Source organism: Rhodococcoides sp. S146-33 (genome assembly GCF_059489205.1).
Genome location: NZ_JCAJWY010000002.1, coordinates 1,195,953 through 1,222,712, shown reverse-complemented (window position 1 = coordinate 1,222,712; position 26,760 = coordinate 1,195,953). Strand labels below are relative to the sequence as shown.

19 protein-coding genes are annotated in these 26,760 nt (G+C 64.8%); 5 read left to right on the top strand and 14 right to left on the bottom strand.

What is annotated here, in order from left to right; translation table 11 throughout:
* Positions 1 to 14: 14 nt before the first annotated feature.
* From AC5WEY_RS14280 to AC5WEY_RS14265, 4 genes are all read right to left on the bottom strand, one after another.
* Positions 15 to 1,184, bottom strand: coding sequence for a kinase (locus AC5WEY_RS14280; protein ID WP_495646322.1), 1,170 nt, complete (start codon positions 1,182 to 1,184; stop codon positions 15 to 17).
* A gap of 155 nt (positions 1,185 to 1,339) precedes the next feature.
* A complete protein-coding gene (locus AC5WEY_RS14275; protein ID WP_495646321.1) occupies positions 1,340 to 2,239 on the bottom strand; it encodes a transglutaminase family protein in 900 nt (299 codons plus the stop codon).
* Positions 2,239 to 4,902, bottom strand: a complete 2,664-nt coding sequence (locus tag AC5WEY_RS14270; RefSeq protein WP_495646320.1) for a circularly permuted type 2 ATP-grasp protein — start codon at positions 4,900 to 4,902, stop codon at positions 2,239 to 2,241. Before AC5WEY_RS14270 ends, AC5WEY_RS14275 begins: the two co-directional genes overlap by 1 nt.
* A gap of 125 nt (positions 4,903 to 5,027) precedes the next feature.
* A complete protein-coding gene (locus tag AC5WEY_RS14265; protein WP_495646319.1) occupies positions 5,028 to 8,417 on the bottom strand; it encodes a transglutaminase family protein in 3,390 nt (1,129 codons plus the stop codon).
* A gap of 227 nt (positions 8,418 to 8,644) precedes the next feature.
* Here AC5WEY_RS14265 and AC5WEY_RS14260 point away from each other — a divergent pair, with 227 nt between their 5' ends.
* Positions 8,645 to 9,709, top strand: a complete 1,065-nt coding sequence (locus AC5WEY_RS14260) for a hypothetical protein (protein ID WP_495646318.1) — start codon at positions 8,645 to 8,647, stop codon at positions 9,707 to 9,709.
* A 77-nt stretch (positions 9,710 to 9,786) separates the two neighbouring features.
* Here AC5WEY_RS14260 and aspS read toward each other — a convergent pair whose 3' ends face one another.
* On the bottom strand, positions 9,787 to 11,592 hold the full coding sequence (gene aspS / locus AC5WEY_RS14255) for an aspartate--tRNA ligase (protein WP_495646573.1): 1,806 nt from the start codon (positions 11,590 to 11,592) through the stop codon (positions 9,787 to 9,789).
* Positions 11,593 to 11,761: 169 nt separating this feature from the next.
* Here aspS and ypfJ point away from each other — a divergent pair, with 169 nt between their 5' ends.
* Positions 11,762 to 12,679, top strand: a complete 918-nt coding sequence (ypfJ, locus tag AC5WEY_RS14250) for a KPN_02809 family neutral zinc metallopeptidase (protein WP_495646317.1) — start codon at positions 11,762 to 11,764, stop codon at positions 12,677 to 12,679.
* An 11-nt stretch (positions 12,680 to 12,690) separates the two neighbouring features.
* Here ypfJ and AC5WEY_RS14245 read toward each other — a convergent pair whose 3' ends face one another.
* The gene (locus tag AC5WEY_RS14245; RefSeq protein ID WP_495646316.1) at positions 12,691 to 13,719 is read right to left on the bottom strand and encodes an Rv2578c family radical SAM protein; all 1,029 of its coding nucleotides are present in this window, start codon (positions 13,717 to 13,719) and stop codon (positions 12,691 to 12,693) included.
* A gap of 126 nt (positions 13,720 to 13,845) precedes the next feature.
* Between AC5WEY_RS14245 and AC5WEY_RS14240 the strand changes: the two genes are divergently transcribed.
* Entirely contained in the window at positions 13,846 to 14,316 is a 471-nt protein-coding gene (locus AC5WEY_RS14240) for a DUF3237 domain-containing protein (protein WP_032377784.1), read from the top strand.
* 11 nt (positions 14,317 to 14,327) lie between these two features.
* Here AC5WEY_RS14240 and AC5WEY_RS14235 read toward each other — a convergent pair whose 3' ends face one another.
* From AC5WEY_RS14235 to AC5WEY_RS14225, 3 genes are read right to left on the bottom strand one after another with little or no spacing between them, the layout of a single operon-like run.
* A complete protein-coding gene (locus tag AC5WEY_RS14235; protein ID WP_235581746.1) occupies positions 14,328 to 14,918 on the bottom strand; it encodes a hypothetical protein in 591 nt (196 codons plus the stop codon).
* 52 nt (positions 14,919 to 14,970) lie between these two features.
* Complete coding sequence (hisS, locus tag AC5WEY_RS14230; RefSeq protein ID WP_495646315.1) at positions 14,971 to 16,242, bottom strand: histidine--tRNA ligase; 1,272 nt, start codon at positions 16,240 to 16,242, stop codon at positions 14,971 to 14,973.
* Positions 16,243 to 16,244: 2 nt separating this feature from the next.
* Entirely contained in the window at positions 16,245 to 16,937 is a 693-nt protein-coding gene (locus tag AC5WEY_RS14225) for an MBL fold metallo-hydrolase (RefSeq protein WP_495646314.1), read from the bottom strand.
* 192 nt (positions 16,938 to 17,129) lie between these two features.
* Here AC5WEY_RS14225 and AC5WEY_RS14220 point away from each other — a divergent pair, with 192 nt between their 5' ends.
* Both AC5WEY_RS14220 and AC5WEY_RS14215 read left to right on the top strand, forming a co-directional pair.
* Positions 17,130 to 17,993 (top strand): peptidylprolyl isomerase, encoded by an 864-nt coding sequence (locus AC5WEY_RS14220; RefSeq protein WP_495646313.1) that lies wholly within the window; start codon positions 17,130 to 17,132, stop codon positions 17,991 to 17,993.
* Positions 17,990 to 18,787 (top strand): peptidylprolyl isomerase, encoded by a 798-nt coding sequence (locus tag AC5WEY_RS14215; RefSeq protein ID WP_495646312.1) that lies wholly within the window; start codon positions 17,990 to 17,992, stop codon positions 18,785 to 18,787. Before AC5WEY_RS14220 ends, AC5WEY_RS14215 begins: the two co-directional genes overlap by 4 nt.
* Before the next feature lie 67 nt (positions 18,788 to 18,854).
* On the opposite strand, the gene AC5WEY_RS14210 is transcribed toward AC5WEY_RS14215, so the two are convergent.
* The 5 genes from AC5WEY_RS14210 to secD form a co-directional block, all read right to left on the bottom strand.
* Complete coding sequence (locus AC5WEY_RS14210; protein ID WP_495646311.1) at positions 18,855 to 21,335, bottom strand: RelA/SpoT family protein; 2,481 nt, start codon at positions 21,333 to 21,335, stop codon at positions 18,855 to 18,857.
* Between the two features lie 71 nt (positions 21,336 to 21,406).
* The gene (locus AC5WEY_RS14205; RefSeq protein ID WP_495646310.1) at positions 21,407 to 21,946 is read right to left on the bottom strand and encodes an adenine phosphoribosyltransferase; all 540 of its coding nucleotides are present in this window, start codon (positions 21,944 to 21,946) and stop codon (positions 21,407 to 21,409) included.
* Positions 21,943 to 23,670, bottom strand: coding sequence for an ABC transporter substrate-binding protein (locus tag AC5WEY_RS14200; protein WP_495646309.1), 1,728 nt, complete (start codon positions 23,668 to 23,670; stop codon positions 21,943 to 21,945). Before AC5WEY_RS14200 ends, AC5WEY_RS14205 begins: the two co-directional genes overlap by 4 nt.
* Before the next feature lie 2 nt (positions 23,671 to 23,672).
* Positions 23,673 to 24,854, bottom strand: a complete 1,182-nt coding sequence (secF, locus tag AC5WEY_RS14195; RefSeq protein WP_057478640.1) for a protein translocase subunit SecF — start codon at positions 24,852 to 24,854, stop codon at positions 23,673 to 23,675.
* Position 24,855: 1 nt separating this feature from the next.
* A complete protein-coding gene (secD, locus tag AC5WEY_RS14190; RefSeq protein ID WP_495646308.1) occupies positions 24,856 to 26,622 on the bottom strand; it encodes a protein translocase subunit SecD in 1,767 nt (588 codons plus the stop codon).
* Between the last annotated feature and the right edge of the window lie 138 nt (positions 26,623 to 26,760).

Below are 26,760 nucleotides of genomic sequence, written 5' to 3'. Positions count from 1 at the left end.
GAACGACGTCGTCGCTACCGGTCCCACTTCGCTCGCAACGCAGCCGCGACCGATGCGGAGTACTCCGCAATGCCGGCCTCACCGGCCCGTTGCGCGCTATCGGAGAGCACCGCCCAACGAGAAACGAGTGCCCGCGATCGCGGAACCGAGAGGTGGTGCGCCCTCGCCGCGGCGATCCGAGTGTGGTCGTCGGGAAGGAACCAGTAGGTGGTCAGCCATACCCAGATCAATCGCGCGTCGAGGATCTTGCTTGCCAGTGCGGTGTCGTCGGCCAGCGCAGGCCAGATACCGACGACCTCCGCGCGCCATGCATCGACCATCGCCTGTTCGCGTTCGTGCGAGAGATCGAAGCTGCACAGGCAGCCCGGAAACGAGGCCAGCGCATAGGTGATGTCGAGGGTCGCGTCGCGAAATCCGCCCCACTCGTAGTCGAGAAAACGGACGCCTTCGTCGTTGACGATGATGTTGTCGGGACACAGATCGGACGGGCTGAAGGCACGGAAAGCGCCGTGCGCGAACAGTCGTCCACTGCGAGACACCCGATCGAGCAGCGCAGCCGGGGTGGGACCCACCCCCGGCAAGCCGGCCAACAATTCGGGAACTTCGGCCAGTGCATCGGGGATCTGCGCGGAGATTCCGTCCGTGGTGTCGGGCTGCCCTATGCGCCGGAGCAGGGCTGCGAAATCGTCCTCTCGGCCGACGGTCGCGGCATGCATTCGGCCGAGCGCCTGGGCCATGGCCATCAGCGAGTTGGTCACTGCCGCCTCGTCCGAATTTCGCAACAGAGATGTGATGGGGCTGGCGTCACCGAGGTCGCTGAGTACGAGCAACCGTGCGTCGAGGTCGTATGCGTGCAGTTCCGGCCCCGGCCTGCTGTCGGTGGCCAGAGCATTGGCGAACTGGTACGAGGCTGCCTCCCGCAGGAATGCACTCGACCCTGCGACGTGGGCCAGTTCGGTATGCAGTTCCGACTCGCCGGTCACGTCCCGCACCTGCTTGAGCACCAGGGTCCGAGGCAGCTGAAAGGGGTTCTCCGAGACCTTGACTCGCAATACGATCGCCTGGCCGCTACCGCCCAGGTTCATCGGGTCGATCAGCGTCACCGGAGCTCCGGTGCGCTTGGCGAGGAGGCGCTGCGCTGCTGCTACTACCTCTGATACAGGGTCTGCCAGTGTTGCGGTCATCGATGTCCAAGCTACCTGTTCGCTGCGATTTTCCGTGCTGTGTCGACGACTACGAATGAGACACGATTGTCCTGTTTGCGGCTTTTCGCACGTCACATCCCCAGATTCGACCAGATGGTCGGTTACCCCCGAACCATCGAATTATGCAGGGTTCGCTACTGGGGTGCAACATCCACTGACACGGCGATGGTGCTCTCCTCCGCCTCGGTGTAGATGATCCCGCGCAGGGGCGGCACGTCGGCGTAGTCACGCCCCCACGCCACCGTCGCGTACCGCTCGTCGACCAACTGGTCGTTGGTGGGATCGAACGCGAGCCACCGATCGTTCGGCATCCACACCGCGGCCCACGCGTGGGTTGCATCGACCCCGATCATGCGTTCCTTGCCGGGCGGGGGTTCGGTTGCAAGATATCCCGACACGTACCTCGCAGCCAGACCCTGCGAACGCAGGCACGCAATGGCCAGTCGAGCGAAATCCTGGCACACGCCCGACCGTGCGGCCAGCACATCGGCCACGGTGGTCGACACCGTCGTGGAACCGGACAGATATCGAAAGTCGGTGAAAATACGATGCGTCAGATCGACGATGACGTCCGCCAGCGGTCGATCCGGCCAGAAGCTGGGTGCCGCATACGCACGCACGTCGTCGGTGATCTCCGGAGAGGGAAGATCCAGAGCGAATTCCACCGCGCACGCGCGGGCCGGATCCGCCGAAACGGTCGGGTCGAACCGCGCCATCCGAGCGGACTCCCACGGCGCGGTTGCCGGCCACGATGTCGTCTCGTCCGCCGGCCGCAGATAGACCTCCACCAGAGAGTCCGCCGTCACCACCAACTTCTCGTGATCGTGCGTCACGTGGAAGTACACGTCCTCGTTGCCGTAGACGTCGACCCCGAAGGACTGATCGGTCGGCGCAGGTTCCACGATGACGGATTTCTCCATGCAGTGTTGGCCGTCCATGTCTCGCGGCGCGAGAAATCCTCGACCGTACGACGAGGACACGCGATCGGAGTAGGTGTAGGTCGTGATGTGCTTGATTCGGTACCGACGACTCATCACCGCACCCCGTTCGCAGTCCGGATGTTCGAGCTACCCCACAACGGCTGCGTGCCACCCGGCAACGACATGTGAGTTGCTAGCACGACGCGAGAGAGTTCCTCGAGGGAATCGTGGATGCCGTCCACCAACTCGATCAGGTCTACCCGGCGACCGTTGGCGTCGACCGATTCGAGATCGCCCGGGTCCACGCGGCGCAACCGCACCCGCATCTGTTCGACGAGTTGCTCGGGCCGTGAGGTACCCGAGGCATCGGGCAGCGATCCCAGGTCGTCGCGAAGACGATCGAGCTGATACACCAGCGCTCGCGGGTTTCCCTCGTCGAACAGCAGCAGCTGCGCAACAGCTGCCGGACGTGCGCGGCCACTGTTGCGTCGACGATAGATCACCGAGGACTCGGCCGCCGACAACACCGAATCGATGACGGCCTGTTCGGTGGACGGAGTGAGGGCGTGGCTCAGTGTTGCAGAAACCAACGCTGTGAGCTGCAGACCACGTTCGATCCGCTTACCGGCGTCCATCAGGTACCAGCCGGCATCGCGAACCATCGACTCCGACGCCAATCCGGACACTGCGAGCAGTCCTCGCAACACGCTCGATTGCGACGCGGCCAGTTGGGCACCGTTGTTGACCGGTGACTCCGCCAATTCTTCGAGCGCGGTGTCGATGCGGTTGAGCACGGCCCAGGTGTCGTTCGAGAGCTGATCGCGCACCGCTCGTGCCGCCTGCTGCATCCGGTCCACCGATTGCGCCAGCGATCCGAGGCGGGCCGCGGACAGCATCAGTGAACGCATCTCGATCATCGCGTCGGCGCGGGTCTTCTCGTCGAGAAATCCCGGTCCGGTCCGCGAGACCTTGGTGACCGCTTCGAGCAGAATCGGCAGGCTTTCGCTGCCCTCCAACCACGGCATGGAGCGGTAGTCCTGATTACGTTCGCGTGCCGCGATCAGCAGGCGAGTCATGTCCTCGGCACGTTCGGTGTAGCGACCGAACCAGAACAGATCGCCCAGCACACGTGGTGAGCTGACCACATCGACGTTCGACGCGGCGTACTGCGGCAGCTCTTCCACCGTCGCAGGCGGGGTGTGCGGCGCAGAATCGGCCGGAGTGACCCGTTCCAAAGACTTGACCCAGACATCCTTCGAGGCCACCGTGATGAGCGGGTCGGTGACCGGAGCCGTGATCACCACCTGACCCAATCCACCGCGCATCGGGGTGTATCCACCGCGCTGAGCGACGGTGAACAGTCTCATCCCCACTTGAGCTGGGGCAACGGCCAACTGTTCTCCCGCTGCCCCGCCGATCGACGCACCTACCGGAGCCAACGAGAATTCCGGCACTTCCTGGCCGGTCCACTTCCAGGGCTCGGCCACGATTCGATCCCACAAGTCGCGAGCTCCTGCGTCCGTGAGGTCGTGTCCTACCACCGTGCGACGCGATGTGGTCGACCGCAGCACGAGCGAACGCAGCCGATTGCCGATGTGCGAGAGCTGATTCGGGTCACCGCCCCAATAGGTGGGAACCGAGCCGAGAACCAGATCTTCGTCCAGCAGCGCCCGGCTCAGCGCAGGCAGCAACGGAAGCAGTGCAGGGTTCTCGAGCACCCCACTGCCGAGTGTGTTGACCACACTGACAGCACCGCGTCGCAGCACCTCGACCAGGCCCACCACACCCAGATGCGAGTCCGGACGCAGGTCCAGTGGATCGGCGAACTCGGCATCCACCCGACGGAGCACCACATCGACCCTGCGGAGCTTGCCGAGCGATCTCATCCACAGGCATCCGTCCCGAACGACGAGATCGGCATTCTCCACCAGCGGGAAGCCGAGAACCGTTGCGAGATAAGCCTGATCGAATGCAGTCTCCGAATGCGAACCGGGGCTCAGAACAACCACCACCGGATCCTCGGCCGACGCGGGAGCAGCATCGCGCAGTGCCAACCGAACCGCGCGCGCGAACGTCGAGAGCGGCCTGGGGTTGCTCTCCTGGAACAGCTCGGGCATCGCGCGCGACATCACCCGCCGATCCGCCAGCGCGTACCCCACACCGGACGGTGCCTGAGTTCGGTCCGCGGCGACCTGGAATCGACCGTCGGAGCCGCGGGCGACGTCGGCGGCATGCATGAACAATTGATGCGGACCCGGGATGGTGATCGCGTGCGCCGTCCGCAGATAGCCCGGGTTGCCGAAGATCAGCTCCGGTGGAATCAACCCCTGCCTGACGGTCTCCTGGGCACCGTAGATATCGGTGAGCACCGCATCGAGCAACATCGACCGCTGAACCAAACCGGCTTCCAGACGGTCCCACTCGTCGGCCGCGACCACCAACGGAACGCTGTCCAAACCCCACCGAACTGCACTGGGCACCGACTCGGAACCGCCGGTCGGAATGGGGTTGTACGTGATGCCATGGTCATCGACGAGTCGGCTGACACGTGACTGCAACGTCTGCATGACGCCTGAACCGGCCTCGCGCATCCCGTCGATCAACCCCGCCCAATGCGGACGCACGGTGCCGTCGGGATCGAGCATCTCGTCGAAACGATCTGCCCGACCGATCACGGCCTCACGACGACCCCGATAAGCAAGCCAGGGCGACCCGGCTTCGCCCGTCACAGGTTCGTTCCGACCGGCACCACTGAGGGCAGTATCTACGGGCACCATCGAGCCGCTGTTCCTTCCGTCGGTCGATCACCCTCCGGCACCGGACGAGTTCGTGACCGAATTCTTCCGATGCGCGTCGGACCGAGATCGCTACCGGTCGACTCGTTCTGTTGTGCAGGCACGCGTCAGGGCGTGTGAACTCCTGTTCGGCGCAGGTCCAACATGCCGGGAGCACTCACATCGATCGCCTGTCGAGCGTGTATCTCGAGCAATCTTGCTACGTCCACCTTGCCCGAGGTGAACCCCCCCTCCTCGAAGCGGCCGTTACGGCGTGCTTCGGCCTCGACGGAGTTGACGGGTGGGCCGTCGTACGACCTCCCACCCGGATGAACGACGTGGTACGAGCAACCGCCCACCGCACGTCCGGTCTGCATCTCGACGAGATCGAAACGCAGCGGACTCTGTACCTCGATCGTCGGGTGCAGAGCGCTCGGCGGCTGCCATGCGCGATACCGCACCCCAGCGACCTGAACATCCTGTCGATCGGTGCGCAGCAGTGGCACCGGCACCCCATTGCACGTCAACAGATAACGACCCGCATCGGCTCCGGCCACCTGCACCTGGATTCGCTCCACCGAGGAGTCCACGTAGCGCGCCGTTCCCGAGGACGTCGATTCCTCACCGAGGGTGTTCCACGGCTCGATCGCCCCTCGTAACTCGATCTCGGCATCGCCGACCACCGTGGTTCCGATCCTGGGGAATCTGAACTCGGTGAACGGGTCGAGCCAGCTGGTGTCGAACTCGATCCCGTGTTCGCGAAGGTCCTCGACCACGCGGCCGATGTCGTTGATGACGAAGTGCGGGAGCATGTACCGCCCGTGCAGATTCGCACCGTGCCGAATCAGCGGTGCCTGAAGCGGGGTGTCCCAGAACCGGGACACCATCGAACGCACGAGCAAAGACTGCACCATTGCCATCTGATGATGCGGCGGCATCTCGAACCCGCGCAGCTCGAGCAGTCCCAGTCGGCCCCGGGTGGAGTCGGGGCTGTAAAGCTTGTCTATGCAGAACTCGGCACGGTGCGTGTTCCCGGTGATGTCGGTGAGCAGGTGTCGCAGAGCGCGGTCGACGACCCAGGGCGACGCGGATCGATCTGCATCGGTCAGTCGCTTGATCTCGCTGAACGCGACCTCGAGCTCGTAGAGCGATTCCTCGCGACCCTCGTCGGCACGAGGTGCCTGCGACGTGGTTCCGATGAAACGTCCCGAGAACAAGTACGACAACGACGGGTGCCGTTGCCAGTGTGTCAGCAACGACACCAGCAGGTCAGGTCGACGTAGCACCGGCGAGTCCACGGGTGTGACCCCGCCGAGGGTGATGTGGTTGCCACCGCCGGTTCCGCGAGTGGTGCCGTCGTTGTCGAATCCTTCGGTACTCAACCGGGACTTTCGCGCCTCGAGGTAGAGGCGTTCCATGAGCTCGTTCTGTTCGGCCCACGAAGACGTCGGCTGAACGTTGACCTCGATCACACCGGGATCCGGTGTGACGGTAAGGGTTTGGATGCGCGGATCCGACGGCGGACCGTAACCTTCGATGACGACCGGTGTGTCGATGGCCGAGGCCGCGTGCTCGACGCGCGAGACGAGGTCGACGAAATCGTCCAGACGATCCATCGGCGGCATGAACACGTGCAGCACGCCGTCGCGGACCTCGGCGACCAACGCGGTCACGGCTGTGCCGCCCACCCCGGACGTCTCGTTCACCAACTGCGCGTACCGCGACTCGGTCGGGTCAACTGCACGCGGCGGTTGTTGCGTCAATTGCGGGACGGGTAGATCGGGAGTCGGTGCGGTGGGATCGGACGGGTTCTCGACCGGACCGCCGTCCCAGGAGATCGCGCGGAGCGGCAAACGTAGACCAGCGGGAGAATCACCCTCCAACAACACTATTCGGCCTCGGCGCAACTTCCAGTCAGCGCTCTCCCAGCCGGAGCCGTCGTCGGTCCGTGATATCGGTAACACGAACGCGGCGGGCTCGTCGGTGCTGGAATCGAGCCGCTCGAGCAGTCGCTGTCTCGCGTCCGCGGAATCGGTTCCGGGTTCGAGGTCCTCGTCGTCGGCGGGCGGGTCCCCGTAGGGCTGACGAACCAGGTCCAGCAGTTTCACCAACGGATCCTCGTAGGCAGGACGCGCCTGTGAGGCAGGCAGTCCGAGTGCCTTGACCAACTCGTCGATCAGTTCCTGTGACGCCGAATTGTTCACCGGCTCCGGGCGAAGGTCCTCGGCCAACCAGGGATCTGCGATCAGGTCGGAATCGTGCCAGAGGGCTTGGCCGTCGGTACGCCAGAACAATCCCACCTGCCATCGGGGCAGCGGCTCGCCGGGGTACCACTTGCCTTGACTGCGCTGTACCAATCCGTCCGGTGCGTAGATGGTCCGGAGGCGTTCGGCCAGGACACTGGCCAGTTTTCGCTTGTGTGGGCCGTCGGCTGTGGTGTTCCACTCCGGGGCTTCCTGATTTTCGATCGCCACGAACGTCGGTTCACCACCGACCGTCAACCGAATGTCCTGATCATGCATCCGCTTGTCGATCTTCTCCGCCGTGACCTTGATCGATTCCCACTGATCGGCCGTGTAGGGCAACGTCGTTCGCGGATCCTCGTGCACGCGGATAACAGTGTTCGAGAAGTCCAGTTCGGCTTTGCATTTGCTCGTCGCACCGGAGATCGCGGCGGCCGTCGACGGGTGCGGGGTCGCCGACAGTGGGATGTGTCCCTCGCCCGCGAACAGACCCGACGTCGGATCCATCCCGACCCAGCCCGCCCCGGGCAGGTACACCTCGGTCCACGCGTGCAGATCGGTGAAGTCCTCGACAGGACCGGACGGACCGTCCAACGACTTGACGTCCGAGGACAACTGAACGAGATACCCGGAGACGAAACGCGCGGCAAGACCCATCTGGCGCAGCACCGAAACCAGCAACCACGCCGAGTCACGGCACGACCCGACAGCGGACGTCAGTGTCAGATCGGGCGTCTGCACCCCGGGCTCCATCCGCACGGAGTACCCGACGTCACTCATCACGGCCTGATTTGCCATGACGAGAAAGTCGATGGTGCGCAACGACTCTCCGCGTTCGACTACGGCCGCCTGCAGCTTCTCCACCCAGGCCGAGACCACGGGACCCGGGCCCGAGCCGGCCTTGTCCTCGTCCACCGGACGCAGGTACGGCTCCAGATCAGGAAGGTCGTGCTCCTCGTACGCGAATCCGAAGTGTTCGGCCCATTCTTCGACGAAGAAGTCCAGCGGGTTGATCGACGCCATGTCTGCGACGAGACCCACCGTGATCGACATCCGGTCGGTGCGTTCGGGAAACACCACCCGAGCAAGGAAGTTGCCGAAGACGTCCTGCTGCCAGTTGACGAAATGTTCCGCTGGTTCGATTTTCAGCGAGTACGCCTCGATCGGTGTGCGCGAATGGGGCGCCGGGCGCAACCGGATTTCATGCGGAAAGATCTTGACAGTGCGGTCGAACTGGTAGCTGGTGCGGTGTTCGAGTGCAACCTTGATGCCCACGGCGAGCCCCTCGTGATAGTCCCGGTATGGGTGGAACACCCAACCCTAGTAGGGCCGAGCCGGGTCCGCTCGGCAAGAATTCGCGATCGGTGCACGCGTACTGGAACATTTCCGAGCCCCGCACCGTCCGAATATCGACGCCTTGACACCCAGAACTGTCTACGGTTCGCTCAGCCTGAAAAACGACGAATCGTCGACGTACTTCGCTAGACACCGAAGGGTAAAACGTGAATGAAAACCCGCCCGATGGACCGCAATACGGTGGCGACCCCAACCCGGACCAGCCGAACCTGAACAAACCCCAGCCGCCTGGCAGCGGCTACCCGCCGCCCGGTGGTTATCCCACACCGGGCGGTTACCCAGCTCCCGGTGGCTATCCCCCTCCTGGCGGCTACCCACCTCCTGGGAACTACCCACCCCAGGGCGGCGCACCCGGTCAATATCCCCCTCCGCCCGGAAACTACCCACCCCCCGGTGGCACTCCTGGTGGATACCCACCGCCGCCAGGTGCCTACCCACCGCCGCCAGGTGCCTACCCACCGCCTCCCGGAAACTACGGGAATTACGGAAACCAGGGCTACGGTCCGGCACCGATGGCCCCCAATCCTGGGCGCCTCGACGTCGGTGCGGCGCTGAGCTACGGCTTCGACAAGTTCAAGGCCAACGCCGGACCGTGGCTGGGAATCACAGCAATCGTATGGGCCGTCGGCGTGGCCGTGTTCATCTTCACGTTCGCGTCGACCCTCACTGCCGCAATCGCAGCCGCGGACCGAGGTGAAAGCGCGGCCGTCGCCACGACGTCCGGCGTGTTCATCGTGGTCACGGCCATCGGGACCTTTGTGTCCTACTTCGTCAACGCAGCATTCGTGCGTGGAGCGTTGGATGAAACCGGCGGTCCCGAGAAGCCTGCGTTCGGGCGATTCTTCCAGCTCACCAACGTTCCACAGATTGCCGTGCTGGCGTTGATCTGGACGGTGCTCACTGTCGTCCTGTCGTTCATTCCGTTCCTGGGAACCTTGCTCACCATCGTGTTCGGCTTCCTGCTGTCCTTCTCGCTGACATTTCTGCTCGATCGAAACGAGCAAGCTATCACTGCAATCAAGTCCAGCTTCGACCTCACCGTCAAGAATTTCGGACCACTCGTGTTGCTCCTTCTGGCACTTGCCGCGATCAACATAGTCGGCGGGTTGCTGTGCGGCCTGGGTCTCCTGGTGACAATCCCGGTCTCGGTGATCGCCATCAACTACGCATACCGCGTGCTCACCGGCGCGCCGGTGTCCCCGGCCCGCTGATCCAACCGCTCCACCAAAGAACGAATGTCCCCGTAACGCTCGGCGTTACGGGGACATTGGCGTTCGCAGGACGACAGTTACGCGTCGGCCACAGTCTCGGTCGCAGCCGGAGACTCTTCCTTCTTCTCCGGCTTGAAGTCGACGCCCGATTCCTTGCGCTGCTGCGGCGTGATCGGAGCAGGCGCGTCGGTCAACGGGTCGATGCCGCCACCGGACTTCGGGAATGCGATGACCTCTCGGATGGAATCGACTCCGGCGAGCAGCGCGGTGATGCGATCCCAGCCGAACGCGATTCCGCCGTGCGGCGGTGCGCCGTAGGAGAAGGCATCGAGGAGGAAGCCGAACTTCTCCTGAGCTTCTTCCTTGCCTATACCCATGATCGCGAACACTCGTTCCTGAATGTCCTTGCGGTGGATACGAATACTGCCGCCGCCGATCTCGTTGCCGTTGCAGACGATGTCGTAGGCATAGGCGAGAGCAGACCCGGGATCGGTGTCGAATGTGTCCATCGACTCCGGCTTCGGCGAGGTGAACGCGTGGTGCACAGCGGTCCACGCGCCGGATCCGACGGCTACGTCACCGCTGGCCGTGGCGTCGGAAGTCGGCTCGAACAGTGGGGCGTCGACGACCCAGACGAATGCCCAGGCCTTCGGGTCGATCAGGTCGAGCTTGCGGGCGATCTCGCCGCGCACTGCGCCGAGCAGCCCGCGGGAGGCCTTGACGGGTCCGGCAGAGAAGAAGATCGCGTCGCCGTTCTTCGCGCCGACGTGTGCGGCCAGTCCGCCGCGTTCGGCGTCGGTCAGGTTCTTCGCGACCGGGCCGCCGAGGGTGCCGTCCTCGCCGACGAGAACGTACGCGAGTCCCTTGTGTCCACGTTGCTTGGCGAATTCCTGCCACCGGTCCAGTTGCTTACGGGGCTGAGACGCGCCGCCGGGCATGACGACCGCACCGACGTACGGAGCCTGGAAGACGCGGAACGTGGTCTCGGAGAAGAAGTCCGTGCACTCGACCAGTTCGATGTCGAATCGAAGATCGGGCTTGTCGGAGCCGTACCGGCGCATGGCCTCGGCATAGGTGATCCGCGGGATGGGTGCCGTGAAGTGGTACCCGACCAGCTTCCACAGCGAGGCCAGAATCTCCTCGGCCAACAGCATGACGTCGTCCTGGGTGACGAAGCTCATCTCGACGTCGAGCTGAGTGAACTCGGGCTGACGATCGGCACGGAAGTCTTCGTCTCGATAGCAGCGAGCGATCTGGTAGTACCGCTCGATACCGCCGACCATCAACAGCTGCTTGAACAGCTGCGGGCTCTGCGGCAGAGCGTAGAAGCTACCCGGCTGCAGACGAGCAGGAACGAGGAAGTCTCGTGCGCCTTCGGGCGTGGAACGTGTCAGCGTCGGGGTCTCGACCTCGACGAACTCGTGGTGCGCGAGCACCGACCGGGCGGCGGCATTGACGTGCGAACGCAGCCGAATGGCATGGCCGGGACCCTCACGGCGAAGATCGAGGTAGCGGTACTTGAGTCGCGCTTCCTCGCCGGGCTGATCGTCGAGCTGGAACGGCAGCGGAGCGGCCTCGGACAAGACCTCGATCTCGGACGCCTCGACCTCGATGGCACCGGTGGGGATCTCGTAGTTCGCGTTGCCCTCGGGGCGACCCTCGACCTTGCCGGTCACCTTCACCACGTACTCGGCGCGCAGTCGGTGTGCCTGCTCGAGTGCTGCTCCCTCGCGGAAGACGACCTGAGACACACCGGAGGCGTCACGGAGATCGATGAAGATGACGCCGCCGTGATCGCGTCGACGGGCCACCCATCCCGTCAGCGTCACGGTTCGGTCGACGTGCTCGGGGCGTAATGAGCCGGCGAGGTGGGTGCGCAGCACGGGTGTCCTTTCGAGAAAAATCCGCTGATCGTGTTCTTCGCTCACCGATCCTACGGAGCACATCACCCCAGAAGGAAACGAGATCCCGTCCCGGCATGCGAAGCTAAGGCCGACAGTGGCGGTATCGGTTCGCATCACAGATGCGCGCTCGGCGGAGGGGAACTCCAGCATGACGTTCAGAGAAGGTTCGCAGTCGGAACCGGGCAGAGTCTCCGTCGGCGGTAGCGGCGGGGGCGGTGGACGCGGCAAGCTGGCCATCGGCGGCGGCGCAGGCGGCCTGGTCGTCATCGTCCTGGCCCTGCTGTTCGGCGGCGACCCGGGAGCAATCCTGAATCAGATCAGCGGCGGCGACAGTTCCGCCGGACAGAACGACTCCGGAGCGTCGGGAACGCTCGACTGTGACGTCGCAGAGGCAAACAGCAACGTCGACTGCCGCATCGACTTCACGGTGGCGAGCCTGGACACCGTCTGGGAAGCACAGTTGCAGAATCAAACCGGTGTCGCCTACGTCCGACCCGCGGTGAATTTGTTCTCTGGTTCCACGAACACCGGGTGCGGCAACGCCACCAGCGCCGTCGGGCCCTTCTACTGCCCGGCCGATTCCTCTGCCTATTTCGACACCAGCTTCTTTCAGGTCCTGGTCGATCAATTCGGCTCCAGCGGTGGGCCACTCGCGCAGGAGTACGTGGTGGCGCACGAGATCGGTCACCACATCCAGAATCAGCTGGGTGACATCGGACGCGCGCAAGCCGACCCACAGGGTCCCGAGTCCGGTGGCGTCAAAGTGGAACTGCAAGCCGACTGCTACGCCGGAATCTGGGCGCACTACGCAGCCGAGACGGTCGACCCGGACACCGGGGTCCCGTTCCTCGAACCGCTGACCTCTACCGACATCGACGACGCCCTCTCCGCCGCATCGTCGGTGGGCGACGATCGGATTCAGCAGGCGTCGACCGGCCGGGTCAACCCCGAAGGCTGGACGCACGGCTCGTCCGCGCAGCGACAGGCGTGGTTCACCGCGGGTTACGAGACCGGGCAGGTCTCGGCCTGCGATACGTTCTCGGCGCGCGACCTGAACAACCCCTGAACCGATGCCGATCAGAACAAGGTGAGAGCCGGACCCGAGGCGACCAGTGCGCGGGGTTCGGCAGGCTCGTTGGGGGGCATGGAGCGGGTCTGCTCGGCGGCGAACCCGTACTCCTCGAGCAACGGGTCGATACGGCTACGTAGCCACTGCTTGTACTCCGGCGTCACGTAGGCCCCATGGCCGTAGAGCTGACGGTAGCGCCGAACCAACGCCGGATGCTCCTTCACCAGCCAGCTCATGTACCAATCCTTGGTGCTGGACCGTAGATGCATCGGCAACGCCGTCACACTCGTAGCGCCCGCGTCGGCCAGCGCGCCGATCAGTCCGTCGAGCTGCTTGCCACCGTCCGTGAGGAAGGGAATCACCGGAGCGACCAGCACTCCACAGTCGAGACCCGCGTCGCGGACCGCACGGATGAGATCCAATCGCGCTCGCGGACTTGGGGTTCCGGGCTCGAGCTGCTTCTGCAGGTCGGCGTCGTGAATGGCGAGGCTGATGCTCACGTGCACATCGACCTTCTGGGCAGCCAACGTCAACAAGGGAAGGTCGCGACGCAGCAATGTGCCCTTGGTCAGAATCGAGAACGGCGTACCGGACTCCGTCAACGCGCGAATGATGCCGGGCATCAACCGGTACCGTCCCTCGGCGCGCTGATACGGATCGGTATTGGTACCGAGCGCCACCGGCTCCCGCTTCCAGGATCGGCGTGCGAGCTCTTTGCGTAGAACGGCCGCAACGTTCGTCTTGACGACGATCTGCGAGTCGAAGTCGTTGCCGGAATCGAGGTCCAGGTATTCGTGTGTCGGCCTGGCGAAGCAGTATCGGCACGCATGCGAGCATCCCCGCATCGGATTGACGGTCCACGAGAACGGCACCTGCGATTCACCGGGAACCTCGTTCAGGGCGCTCTTGCACAGCACCTCGTGGAAGGTGATTCCCTCGAATTCCGGAGTCTGTACGCTGCGGACGAGCCCGGACCGTTCGAGTCCCGGTAGCGCGCCTTCGTCCGCGGCATCGAGAGTCTGACCGGCCCATCGCATGCACACAGTCGAACATTTGTTCTATGCGGTGTCAAGGTCGGATCGTTCCCCCGCATCCCCGCTCGGATTCGGCAGCCGACAAGCGATAGCGTAGGGCCCGAAGCCGATCCAAGGAGTGCACAGCACGTGACCGCCCCGAACACACCGACCCTCGAACCCATTCTGCGCCTGGGACTCACACTGGGACCGGCCATCGAGATCGGTTCGGTGCCCGAGGGCGACCGAGTCGTCACCACCGTCCTCGGCGGTGCCGCCCCCGGCCCGGACATCGAGGGCACTCTGGCTGCCCGATCGACCGTCGTCAGCGTCACCCGACCCGACGGATGCACCGAGTTCAGTAGTGATCTCGTCCTCGAATTGGCAACCGGCGGTTACCTTTCGCTCGACTACCGCGGGGTTCAGTTCGGTCCGGCCGAGGTCATCGACGCGCTCGACGATCCCGATCGGGAAGTCGACCCCGCCACCTACTACTTCCGCGGCACGCTGCGTGTGTCGACGGCTGTTCCGAAGTTCACCTACCTCAACCGTGCGCTGGTCGTCACCTCCGGCTCGCGATCGGCCGAGGCCGTGGTCCTCGACGCGTTCCTGGTGACCTGATACCGGTTCACTCACCGGATCAGCTGTGCAACCTCGCGGTCGGTCAGCGTCGCATGCGGAGTGCGGCCCTTGCTGCGAACCAGTTCGATCGCGCGGTAGAGGGGTCTTTCGTCGAGTCCGGCGTCACGTGCCTCGGCCCGTAGCTGATCCACCAGGACCGACGCGATGGCCGCCGCAGGGACGAGCTCGGTGGTCCACAGCGAATCGGCGAGGGTGCGTAGCGCCAGGATCGGCAGTTCACGACCTCCACCGTTGGTGTAGAGCGCCAGTGGCAGTACCACGCGAGTGCGGCCGTCGTAGAGCCGCAACGAAATCTGATCGATCCCGGCCGTGCGAATCGTCAGCTCGGCCGTCACCACCTCGGGCATCTGCAGTCGGCGAGTGCGCACGCCACGCGCGCACAGTTGCGGACCGTCGAGCCATACCCGCCGCCGAAGGCCGAGCCAGCCGGACAACGCGGCCGGTCCACCGACCACCACTCCGACGAGGACTGCCACCCACACCGGCACAACCAGTGCGAGTACCACGGCGAGCACGATTCCGATCGCCACCGAGATCAACGCGATCTTTCGGAGGCGCGGAGCCAGGAACTCTGCAGACACCAGATCGAGGGCTACCGCACCCCCACCTGACCGGGGGTCACCGGACCCGGAATCACCGGGCAAGGCGAGCCCCGAGGTCGTCGACCACGTCGGCCAAATCGACAGTGCTCTGTTCGCCGTTCGAGAGGTCCTTCACCACAACCGATTCCGCTGCCAGTTCCTGATCGCCCAGCACCAGTGCGTAACGGGCACCCGATCGGTCGGCTGCCTTCATCGCTCCCTTGATACCGCGACTTCCGAACGCCATGTCCACGGCGATACCCCGTTCGCGTAGTTGCGCGCTGATATCGACGATCGCCAGTTTGGCTGCGGCACCCATCGGGATGCCGAACACCTGACACCGAGACGTGGCCCCCGCAGTCTTTCCCTCGGCGGCCAAGGCGAGGACGGTGCGGTCGACGCCGAGCCCGAATCCGATGCCCGACAGCGCTTGCCCGCCCAGCTGTTCCATCAGCCCGTCGTAGCGGCCGCCGCCGCCGATGCCGGATTGCGCCCCGAGCCCGTCGTGCACGAACTCGAACGTGGTCTTGGTGTAGTAGTCCAGTCCGCGCACCATCCGCGGGTTCACCAGATACGGAACGTTCATCACGTCCAGATACGCCAGTACCTCGTCGAAATGTTCTTTGGCCGAATCGGACAGGTGATCGAGCATCAACGGCGCGTCCGCGGTCATCTCGCGCACGTCCGGCCGTTTGTCGTCGAGAACCCGCAGCGGGTTGATCTCGGCGCGCCGACGCGTCTCCTCGTCCAGTGGAAACGTGAAAAGGAACTGCTGCAACAACTCTCGATACTGCGGGCGGCAGGTATCGTCACCGAGCGAGGTGATCTCCAGCCGGAACCCCGTGAGCCCGAGGGCTCGGAATCCGGCGTCGGCGACGGCGATGACCTCGGCGTCCAACGCTGGGTCGTCGATGCCGATTGCTTCGACCCCGACCTGCTGCAGCTGCCGATACCGCCCGGCCTGGGGGCGCTCGTAGCGGAAGAACGGGCCGGCGTAGGCCAACTTGACCGGAAGCGCGCCCCGATCCAATCCGTGCTCGATCACCGCGCGCATGACCCCCGCGGTGCCCTCGGGACGCAGCGTCACCGACCGATCTCCTCGATCGGCGAACGTGTACATCTCCTTGCTCACCACATCGGTCGACTCTCCGACCCCGCGGGCGAACAGCCCGGTGTCCTCGAAGATCGGGAGTTCGATGTGTCCGTAGCCGGCATTGCGGGCGGCGTCGAGCAGCCCCTCTCGCACGGCGACGAACTCGGCCGAGTTGGGTGGAAAGTAGTCGGGAATGCCCTTGGGCGCAGAAAAGGTGGTCGGCTTGCTCACGTTCACAGCTTCCCTTGCTCGGGGTCGCCGAGTCCAACGAGGAATGGATTGGACGCCCGTTCCTGACCGATCGAACTCTGGCCGCCGTGCCCGGGCAATACGACGGTGTCGTCACCGAGCGGCAGCAACCGGGTCGCGATGGAACGAAGTAGTTGGTCGTGGTCGCCGCCGGGCAGATCTGTCCTACCGATCGAACCCGCGAACAGGGTGTCTCCGGTCAACGCCAGCGGAACCGCGCCCTCGGGCCCGTCGGCCCGGGTGAGAAACACGACGGAACCCTGGGTGTGCCCGGGGGTGTGCACCACGGTGAACTCGATTCCGGCGAGATCGAGCTCCCCGCCGTCGGCGAGTTCGATCACGTCGTTCGGTTCGCGGAACTCGATGTCACCGAGCACGGCAGCCAACGCTGGACCCGTTCCCTTGATCGGGTCCGACAGCATGTATCGGTCCTCGGGTGCGATGTACGCAGAAATGCCGTACTTTGCGCAGATCGGCTCGACCGACCACGTGTGGTCGAGATGGCCGTGCGTGAGCAGCACTGCGGTGGGAGTGAGCGAGGATCGTGTAAGAAAATCGATCAGCGGATCCGCGGCGTCCTGACCGGGATCGACGACGACGCACTCGGACGCGTCGTCCTGGGCCAGGATGTAACAATTCGTCTGAAACATGCCTGCGGGGAATCCGGTGACGAGCAAACCAATCGCTCCTAAAGGCTGAGGCCGAAGTACCGAGCAAGCTTAGTGGGGTCGTCTCGATCGGGTCCCCCCAGCATGCTCTCAGGCAGTGATGGCACACTCGCGTTGGCCGATTTTCGGCCTGTCACCACACGATCGGTCCGTACAGCGAGCGGGCGAGGTCGATTTTCGGACAAGCGGGAGGAACACGAATTGCCCAGCAACGAGCAACGGCGCGAGGCTGCCAAACGAAAGCTAGAACGCCAACTCGTACGCCGCGCGGAACGAGCGCGGCGTCGGAAGCAATTGACGATTGCAGGTTCCATTCTCGGCGTCGTCGCAGTCGTGGCCGTCGTCTCGGTCGTGTACGTGGTGACCCGCGGTGACGACGACGCGAGTACCGCTCAGGCATCGACGACGTCGGCGCCCGCCGACTCCCTCATCGCAGCGGGCCGTTCCGAGCCCCTGCCCGAGACGGTGAACTGCTCCTATCCCGCTGCGGCACAGCCTGCGGCCAAGGAGAACACTCCCCCACGCACCGACAACGTCCCCACCAGCGACGAGCCGCTGAGCTACAGCATGGAGACGACGGCCGGCAACATCGGTTTGACTCTGAACAACCCCGAGTCGCCGTGCACGGTGAACAGTTTCGTCTCGCTCGCCAACCAGGGCTACTTCGACGGCACCACCTGTCATCGACTCACCACCGGTGCCGGACTTCAGGTCCTGCAGTGCGGCGATCCCACCGGCACCGGCAGCGGTGGACCGGGGTACCAGTTCGCCGACGAATTCCCCGCCGACACGTTCGCCGAGGGCGATCCCGTTGCGCAGACGCCGATCTCCTACCCGCGCGGAACGCTGGCGATGGCCAACGCAGGGCCGGGAACCAACGGCAGCCAATTCTTCCTCGTCTACGGAGATTCGGAACTGCCGCCGGCCTACACCGCGTTCGGCACGATCGACGAGACCGGCCTCGCCACCCTCGACGCCATCGCGGCCAAGGGAGTGCAGGGCGGCGCATCCGACGGGGCTCCCGCCGAGCCGGTCGACATCACGACGATGCAGAGCGATCTGTGAACCGCACCGCTGCCCTCCTGACCGGGCTCTCGGCTACCGCGTTGGTGTTGGCCGGCTGCTCCGGCTCGGCCGAACCCGCTGCCCAGCCTGCTGCAGCTACCCCGTCAACAACCTCGTCGACACCGGCGGCAACGACATCGCAGCGGCCGGCGTTGGACCTGTCTCGTTTCGGTGCGCTACCGGCCGTACCACAGCCGGCGACCGACACGGTCACCTGTGCTTATCCGGCGGAGACTCCGGCCGCGAAAGAGGTCGATCCGCCACCGGTCGACGCTGTGGACGTGTTCGGAACCGTCGACGTGGCGCTGGCCACCAGCCAGGGGCCCATCGACATCACGCTGGACCGGACGCAGGCACCGTGCACGGTCAACAGCGTCGTCAGCCTCGCCCAGCAGGGATACTTCGACGGCTCTCCGTGCCATCGGTTGACGACGTCACCGGGCCTCGAGGTGCTTCAGTGCGGCGATCCGTCCGGATCCGGCCGGGGCGGACCCGGATACAGCTTCGCCAACGAGTACCCCACGACGGCATACACCGATCCCGCGCAGGCCGAGAATCCGGTGGTGTATCCCCGCGGGACGCTCGCGATGGCCAATGCCGGCCCGGACACCAACGGCAGCCAGTTCTTCCTGGTGTACGCCGATTCGGTGCTGCCGCCGCAGTACACGGTGTTCGGCACCATCTCCGAGAGCGGACTGGCCACCCTCGACGCCATCGCGGCGGGAGGAGTGACCGGAGGCTCCGAGGACGGCGCGCCTGCGAACCCGGTGATCGTGGAGTCGGCAACGGCGTAAATTGGTTCGAAGCACGAGAGGGTGAGCAGAGAATCTCTGCTCACCCTCTCGTCGTTCTCGGGACCGCTCAGGCGGCCGAAGTCAGCCGGTAGACGTCGTAGACGCCCTCGACATTGCGGACCACGTTCAGCACGTGACCGAGATGCTTCGGATCGCCCATCTCGAACGTGAACTTGCTGATCGCAACCCTGTCACCCGACGTGGCGACGGACGCCGAGAGGATGTTGACCTTCTCGTCGGCCAGCGCCTTGGTCACATCGGAGAGCAGTCGGTGGCGGTCGAGTGCCTCGATCTGAATGGCCACCAGGAACACCGAGGACGCCGACGGTGCCCACTGAACCTCGATGAATCGCTCGGACTGCTCCTCGAGTGAACGCGCGTTGGTGCAGTCGGTGCGATGCACGCTGACCGAACCTCCGCGAGTGACGAATCCGAGGATCTCGTCTCCGGGCACCGGAGTACAGCACTTCGCGAGTTTCGCGACGACGCCGTCCGCCCCGGTCACCAACACTCCGGCATCGCCGACCTGCCGCGGCCGAGTCGGAATGGTCGACGGAGTCGACCGCTCGGCGAGTTCTTCCTCGACATCGCCGACACCCCCGAGGTGAGCAACGAGACGCTGCACCACGTGGCGAGCGGACACGTGATTCTCGCCGACCGCGGTGTACAGCGCCGAGACATCGACGTACCGCAATTCGTGCGCGATGGCCGACATCGATTCGGCATTCATCAACCGCTGCAACGGCAATCCGCCTCGGCGCACCTCCTTCGCGATGGCATCCTTGCCGGCCTCGAGTGCCTCCTCGCGGCGCTCCTTGGCGAACCACTGTCGAATCTTGGTCTTCGCACGTGGGGACGCGACGAACCCCTGCCAGTCCCGGCTCGGTCCGGCGGTCGCGGCCTTGGACGTGAACACCTCGACCACTTCACCGTTGTCCAGGGTGCGTTCGAGTGCGACCAGCCGACCGTTGACGCGTGCGCCGATGCAGCGGTGGCCGACCTCGGTGTGTACCGCGTAGGCGAAGTCGACGGGACACGATCCGGCAGGCAAGGTGACAACGTCGCCCTTGGGCGTGAAGACGAAGATCTCCTTGACCGCGAGGTCGTACCGCAGCGACTCGAGGAACTCCCCCGGATCGGCGGCTTCACGCTGCCAGTCGAGCAGCTGGCGCATCCACGCCATGTCGTCGACCTCGGCGTTGTCCTGCGAGTGCTTGCCCTTGGTCTCCTTGTACCGCCAGTGCGCAGCGATGCCGAACTCGGCAGTCCGGTGCATGTCCCGGGTGCGGATCTGCACCTCGAGAGGCTTGCCCTCGGGTCCGATCACCGTGGTGTGCAGAGACTGGTAGACGCCGTAACGGGGCTGCGCGATGTAATCCTTGAATCGGCCCGCCATCGGCTGCCACAACGAATGCACCACGCCGACAGCGGCGTAGCAGTCGCGGATCTCGTCGCACAGAATCCGGACGCCGACGAGGTCGTGGATGTCGTCGAAATCGCGGCCCTTGACGATCATCTTCTGATAGATGGACCAGTAGTGCTTCGGGCGACCTTCGACGACGGCACTGATTCTCGACGCGGCCAGCGTCGCGTTGATCTCGGCCCGAACCTTCTCGAGATAGGTGTCGCGGGACGGCGCCCGATCGGCGACGAGACGCACGATCTCGTCGTACTTCTTGGGATGAAGAATTGCGAACGCCAGGTCTTCGAGCTCCCACTTGACCGTGGCCATTCCGAGCCGATGGGCAAGCGGCGCAATGACTTCGAGCGTTTCTTTGGCCTTACGGGCTTGCTTCTCCGGCGGCAAAAACCGCATGGTGCGCATGTTGTGCAGTCGGTCTGCCACCTTGATGACGAGCACTCGCGGATCTCGCGCCATCGCGATGATCATCTTGCGAATGGTCTCGCCTTCGGCTGCGGTTCCGAGAACCACCTTGTCGAGTTTGGTGACCCCGTCGACGAGATGGGATACCTCCTCGCCGAATTCCTCGGTCAACTTGGCGAGTGAATACCCGGTGTCCTCGACCGTGTCGTGCAACAGCGCCGCCACCAACGTCGTGGTGTCCATCCCCAGTTCGGCCAGGATGTTCGCCACGGCGAGTGGATGGGTGATGTAAGGATCGCCCGACTTACGCATCTGCGTGGCATGCAACTCGTCGGCGACGTCGTAGGCCCGCTGCAACAACGCGAGATCGGCCTTGGGATAGAGCTCGCGGTGCAGGCTGACGAGAGGTTCGAGCACCGGCTTGACGGCAGCGCTGCGTCCGGCGGTGATGCGGCGCGCAAGACGGGCCCTCACCCGTCGCGACGCCGATGTCGGCACCGGTGCCGAATTGCGCGTACCGGACGGAGCCTGGGCGTCGTTCTGCGCAACACCAGGGTTGACGGGGCCGGGAGTAACTGTGGACTCGGCACCGGGGCCGGTATCACCGGAACCGGTCTCGCCCGTGGGCACCACGTCGACTTCGGTCCGATCGGGAACGTCGGGCCTGTCGGGGACGGCCGACCCATCCGGCAAGGGCTGATCGATGTATCGGGTCACTCTCATCACCTCCTGCCACGCGCTCCACGCTGTCGCCGGACGCATCCGGAGAACGCATTACGTTGAGACTTTAGTCCTCATACTCGAACCAAGCAGGCAAGCGGGTAGTCAGTGCACCTTTCGCGCCCACGCAAGGCTGTGATCTCGAGAACGACGGCGGCACCGACTATCACCGCACCCTGATCGGCCAACAACCGTGCGGTTGCGTCGACGGTACCGCCCGTCGCGAGCACGTCGTCGATCACCAACACCCGCCGTCCAGCAACATCGATCGCCGTCGGAATCTGCAACTCGGCGGTGCCGTATTCGAGGTCGTAGGACCGCGAATGCACCGGTGGCGGCAGCTTGCCCGCCTTGCGCACCGCCAGCACACCGCAGCCCAGCTCCAGAGCCACACCAGCCCCCAGCAGAAAGCCGCGCGCGTCGATTCCCGCAACCAGGTCGACGTCGTGTTGACCCTCCGCCAACTCCGACACGACGCTGCGTAACGCACTGCCGTCTGCGAACACCGGCGTCAGATCGCCGAAACGCACTCCAGGAACGGGAAAGTCGTCGACCCACCGCGTCAGCCGAGCCACGGCAGCGACTGCGTCCGTCCGATCACCTGCGTCGTTCATCGAAGAAGAACCCACCGATCCATGTTCCATCCGGCACCAGCGGCCGTGGGGTTGGGCACCACGTCCTGCATACCGTCGCTGACGACGGTGGTGCGCGGCTCGTTGTACAGGGGAAGCGACGGCATGTCGTTCCACAGGATGTTCTCACCCTCCGTGGCGAGAGCCAATATCCGTTCCGGGTCATCGGTCACCGCCAGCTGGTCGACGATGGAATCGATCCTGCCGTTGCTGTAGCCGCCGACGTTCAGTCCGATTCCCGTCCTCAGCGCATAGCGTGCGACGGCTCCACCTGCAGACCCCGATGGCCCGGGCAGAGAGCCACTGCTGCCCAGAACCGCGTCGACGGCTCCGTCGCCCAGAGCGGACGGCGTGAACTCCGGCGAGCTCGCATCCACAATGGTGATACCGGCAGCGGCACAGTCGGCAGCCATGCGGCCGACTTCCTGTGCGCGGCGAGCATCCGGTCCCCGGTAGCCGACGCGAACGGTGAGGGCGCTCTCGCCGGCAGCTGCAAGTTCCTTCCCTGCCTGATCCAGGTCCGAGCGCCGATACCGATCGCCGACCACCGTGGCGACCGCCGGATATTCGAGGGTGTCCAACTGAACGAGTCGAGCATCGACAATGCCCGAGCCGAGCCCTGCCTCCGGTGCGTCCGATCCCGGATGCCCGAGCGTGTCGAACAGATCAGATCTCGGGATGCACGCGGCCACCGCGCGTCGCGCGCTCGCGTCGGCCAGCACCCCTTGCGTTGCGAAGGTCAGCTGTTCGAGGCCTCGTGACGGTTCCTCGCTGGTGGCGAATCCCTCGGTCGAGCCGAGATCGACGGCACCAGCACCGTGGTCGACTACGTCGAGCGAGCCGTCCGCCACCTTCGCAGCCAGGTCGGTGCCCTTGGGCCAGACGACGACCTGCTCGGTCTCGGGCGGAATCCCCCACCAGGCCTCGTTCGCGACGAGAACGAGACCTCCGTCGACGGTGTACGACTCGACGCGGTACGGCCCCGCCGAGGGCAGCAACGAGGTATCGATCGCGCCCGGAGTCAGGGTCCACCCCGTGTTCCAGAACTCGGCGATCCGGCCGACAACATCATTGTCACCGGCCAGGATGGGATCGACGACGTTCGGTACCCCGGCAGCCCGGGCAGCCACGTGCGCAGGCAACAGATCGGTGGCACCGAACAGGGCGCGCCAATTCTGGTAACTCCGCCCCGGAGCGAACACGACCGTGGCCTCCTTGGCCCCCGGTACGCAGTCGATGCGTTGGATGTCCGAGTACCCGGCCGAGGACGCCGCGTCGAACACAGGACCGTCGGCGGCGAATCGGCCGCTGTTCGCTGCCCAGGCCAACACGAGGTCGTCGCAGGCCATCGGTGCACCGTCGGAGTACTTCGCTGCCGGGGCAATGGAGTACTGCACGGTCAACGTGTCACCGGGAACGATGGCCGTTGTACCGATATCGTTGTCCGACAATGCATCTCCCTCGGGCCCGAGGTAGCTGAAGCCCACCTGCACCCGGGTGAACGCCTGTCGGGCTCCCGACGCCGCGCCGTCGACCGTTCGTGCGTTGTACGTGTCGACGACGTTGTCGAACGAGTAGCCGATCGAGGGAACCTTGTCCTCGGGTGCCGAACACGCGGTGATGGACACCGCAGCGACACCAGCTGCCACCAGTGCCGCGCTCCACCTGCGTTTCACGTGCACTCTCCGTTCCGGTCGAGCGTGCATGCCTACCGTCGCTTCTTGTTTCGCTTTCCGGTGGGCCGATTACCCGGCTGCGGAGTCGACGCTTTGGTGGTGGACACTCCGACGGCCACCGGTTCGGGAGCGAGACCTGCCGCGCGGGCGGCGGCATCGGCCCGCTTGGAGTGGACCTTGCGTGTGTGCACAGCGACCGGTCCCCATTTCTCCTTGAGCGTCACCAGCAGCGGAGTAGCGAAGAAGATGGACGAGTAGGCACCGACGATCATGCCGACGAGCTGCACCAGCGCCAGGTCCTTGAGTGTGCCGACGCCGAGCAGCCACACAGCCACGATCATGAGCGCGATCACGGGCAGGACACCGATGACGGTCGTGTTGATCGAGCGCATCAAGGTCTGGTTGACGGCCAGGTTCGCCTGCTCCGCGAACGTCTTGCGATGCAGGTTCAAGATGCCGCGAGTGTTCTCCTCGACCTTGTCGAACACCACCACCGAGTCGTACAGCGAGAAACCGAGGATCGTCAGCAGCCCGATCACTGTCGCCGGAGTCACCTCGAATCCGACGAGCGAATACACACCTGCCGTCACGACGAGGTCGAAGCCCAGAGCGGCCAGCGCTGCCAAGGCCATGTCCCGTTCGTATCGGACAGCGATGTAGATGCTGACGATGACCAGGAACACAGCCAGGGCGATCAACGCCTTCTGAGTGATCTGGCCGCCCCAGGTCTCGCTGACGTCGGACACGCTGATCGCGTTGGGAGTTGCAGTGCCGCTGTTGTCCTGGGGTTGGAACGCCTCGAACAACGCCTGACGCAAGCTGTCCACTTGACCGGGGTCGAGAGCTTCGGAACGAATCTGCACCGTTGCTGCCGCACCCGAGCCGACCGTCTGCACCGACACCGGGGGCATACCCAGCGAGTCGTCGTAGACGGTCTCGACCTGCTCGGTGGAGATGTTGTCCGCGGCCGGCAGAGCGATCCGAGTCCCGCCCTCGAAATCGATGCCGAGCGTGAAGCCGCGCACGAGGAAGCTCAGCAGGCACACCAACACGATGACACCGGTGAGGATGTAGTAGAAGCGGCGACGCCCGACGATGTCGAAAGCACCGGTTCCGGTGTAGAGCCTGGACAGCCAGCTGTGCTTGGGCTGAGTCGATTGATCGACACCCGAGTCGTCGAGGGGCGATGGGGTCGACGTGGTCGTATCCGACATGTCATGCCTCCTTCGACGGCGTGATGCCGGTCTTCACGGCGAGCGCCTTGTTGGCTGCACGTTTGCGTTCGAGCGCGATCTGCTGGACGGCACCGAGACCGTTGACGGACGGCTTGGACCAGAACTTCGACTTGGACGCCAGGTACACCAGTGGCCAGGTGACCAAGACCACGACGATGATGTCGAGGATCGTCGTCAGACCGAGGGTGAAGGCGAATCCACGGACCTGCCCCACCGCGAGTACGTAGAGCACGGCGGCCGCAATGAAGCTGACCGCGTTACCGGACAGGATCGTCTTGCGTGCACGAGCCCAACCTCGCGGTACCGCCGACCGGAAACTTCGACCCTCGCGAATTTCGTCCTTGATTCGTTCGAAGAACACCACGAACGAGTCGGCGGTCATACCGATGCCGATGATGAGTCCGGCGATGCCTGCGAGATCGAGGGTGAAGCTGATCCACCTGCCCAACAGAACGATGATGCCGTAGACGACGAGACCCGCCAGTGCCAACGACAGGGCCGTGAGCAGACCCAGGGCGCGGTAGTAGAGAAGGCAGTAGACGAGCACCAGCGCCAGTCCGATGGCTCCGGCGATGAGACCGGCTTCCAGCGAAGCCAACCCGAGCGTGGCCGAGACGGTTTCGGCCTCGGAGGAGACGAAGGACAGCGGCAGCGAGCCGTACTTGAGGGTGTTGGCCAGCTCCGAGGCGCTCTGTGCGTTGAAGTTGCCGGTGATCGAGGTAGCGCTGCCCGCGGGGGTAGCACCCTGGATGACCGGCGCGCTGATCACCTTCGAGTCCAGCACGAATGCTGCCTGCTTCTGCAGGTTCGCCGCGGTGAATTGCGCCCAGGTGTTCGAGCCGTCCGAGTCGAACGTCAGGCTCACCTGGAACTGAGCCTGCTGACTGTCGAATCCGGAGGTGGCGTCGGCGATCTGCTGACCGTCGATGATCGTCGGGCCGAGGAGGTAGACGGCCGTCCCGTCGGTGGAGCACGCGACGAGCGGCAGAGCCGGATCGTCGTTGCCTGCGAGGGGGTCGGCCGCGTTGCAATCGAGAGACTGCATCGCCAGCTGCTGAATCTGTGGATCCTCGCTCTGTCGCAAGGTCTTGGCGTCTGCGATCTCCTGGGCAGCGCGATCGGCATCGGACAACGACGCGTCGGTCGCAGGGTCCTCCGCAGCGGGCGCGTCCGTGGCAGGTGCCTCCGTGGCGGGTGCTTCCGTGGCGGGTGCCGGAGTCGGATCGACCGTGGTCGGATCCTGAGCTGGGAACACTCGACTCTGTGGTGCCGCAGGCGCGGCAGGATCCGCAGGGACGGCCGGATCAGCCGGTGCGGCCGGATCCACCGGCGCTTGCTCCGAACCAGTGGCACCCTGGCCCGCCGACGGGGCCACCGACCCCACGACAGGGCGGATGAACAAACGCGCGGTCTGGCCGAGGGTTCTCGCCTGCGAGCTGTCGTCACCGGGCACCGTGATGACCAGGTTGTCACCGTCGATGACCACCTCGGACCCGGAGACACCGAGACCGTTGACGCGAGTCTCGATGATCTGCTGAGCCTGCTTCAGGCTGTCCTGTGTCGGCGCGTTGCCGTCGGGGGTGCGCGCGGTGAGAGTCACACGCGTGCCACCCTGCAGGTCGATTCCCAACTTCGGCGAGGGATCTTTGTCTCCGGTGAAGAAGACCATGGCGTACACCGCTGCAATCAGCACCGCGAAAACGGCGAGATAGCGCGCGGGACGCACCGGTCCGCTGGAAGCTGCCACGGTCTGTGTTTCTCCTCTGAGGCGATGAAAGTGTCGGTTCCTGCGGGGCCTGCCGGCTCGATGCGTCAGCGGCGGGCGGTGCGATTGTGCACCACATCGGTCACTGCAGACGAAACCGCTGCCGGATTCTCTCTCCGA

Excerpts from the sequence above, each read along its gene's own strand:
- AC5WEY_RS14200 (WP_495646309.1), bottom strand. The coding sequence starts at position 23,670 with ATGCACGCTCGACCGGAACGGAGAGTGCACGTGAAACGCAGGTGGAGC.
- AC5WEY_RS14275 (WP_495646321.1), bottom strand. The coding sequence starts at position 2,239 with ATGAGTCGTCGGTACCGAATCAAGCACATCACGACCTACACCTACTCC.
- AC5WEY_RS14245 (WP_495646316.1), bottom strand. The coding sequence starts at position 13,719 with ATGCGATGGGCCGGTCAGACTCTCGATGCCGCGGACGAAGGCGCGCTA.
- AC5WEY_RS14270 (WP_495646320.1), bottom strand. The coding sequence starts at position 4,902 with ATGGTGCCCGTAGATACTGCCCTCAGTGGTGCCGGTCGGAACGAACCT.
- ypfJ (WP_495646317.1), top strand. The coding sequence starts at position 11,762 with ATGACGTTCAGAGAAGGTTCGCAGTCGGAACCGGGCAGAGTCTCCGTC.
- secF (WP_057478640.1), bottom strand. The coding sequence starts at position 24,854 with ATGTCGGATACGACCACGTCGACCCCATCGCCCCTCGACGACTCGGGT.
- AC5WEY_RS14210 (WP_495646311.1), bottom strand. The coding sequence starts at position 21,335 with ATGAGAGTGACCCGATACATCGATCAGCCCTTGCCGGATGGGTCGGCC.
- AC5WEY_RS14205 (WP_495646310.1), bottom strand. The coding sequence starts at position 21,946 with ATGAACGACGCAGGTGATCGGACGGACGCAGTCGCTGCCGTGGCTCGG.
- AC5WEY_RS14280 (WP_495646322.1), bottom strand. The coding sequence starts at position 1,184 with ATGACCGCAACACTGGCAGACCCTGTATCAGAGGTAGTAGCAGCAGCG.